This is a genomic window from Corynebacterium tuscaniense, assembly GCF_008693065.1.
Classification (GTDB): Bacteria; Actinomycetota; Actinomycetes; order Mycobacteriales; family Mycobacteriaceae; genus Corynebacterium; species Corynebacterium tuscaniense.
Genome location: NZ_VXKH01000200.1, coordinates 1 through 565, shown reverse-complemented (window position 1 = coordinate 565; position 565 = coordinate 1). Strand labels below are relative to the sequence as shown.

The 565-nt window shown below is 62.1% G+C and carries 1 protein-coding gene; it reads left to right on the top strand.

Annotated elements, in window-relative coordinates:
- Positions 1–28 precede the first annotated feature (28 nt).
- Positions 29–565, top strand: a 537-nt coding sequence (locus F4V54_RS11270; RefSeq protein WP_249041309.1) for an ABC transporter substrate-binding protein, incomplete at its 3' end; no start/stop codon positions are given.

Sequence of the window (565 nt, the reverse complement as noted above, 5' to 3'; positions counted from 1 at the left end):
TCCCATCGCCGCCGCAGGCAACGATTTCGTGCCGAACATCGAAACCATCGCCGCCCAGAACCCGGACGTCGTCATTCAGTGGGCCCATATGGGCGACGAGATCATCACCCCTATCGAGCAAGCCGGTCTCGAGCTTCTGCTCATCATCTACGGCACCCAGGAGGACCTCGAGTACTGGGTGGAGATGTTCACCGAACTCGTCGGAAAGCCGGAACGGGGAGAGAAAATCCTGGCCGACATGCACCGCGACCGCGCCGCAGTGGAGAAGGCGGTGGGGACCGCGCACCGCCGTCCCCGCGCCGTCAACCTGTTCAACTACGACGAAATGCAGGTCTCCGGAACCGAGTCGTACATGGACTTTTGGCTCACCCTCTGCGGCGCCGACAACGTTGGAACCAAGGCCGGGCCCGGTTCCTCGGTGAAGGTCTCCCGCGAAGAGCTGCTCGCGTGGGATCCGGAGGTGGTGTTCATCGGGAACTTCACCCCCGCCACCCCGGAGGACATGTACGGCGACCCCTTCTTCGCAGAAATGTCGGCGGTGAAGAACAAGCGCGTATACAAGATT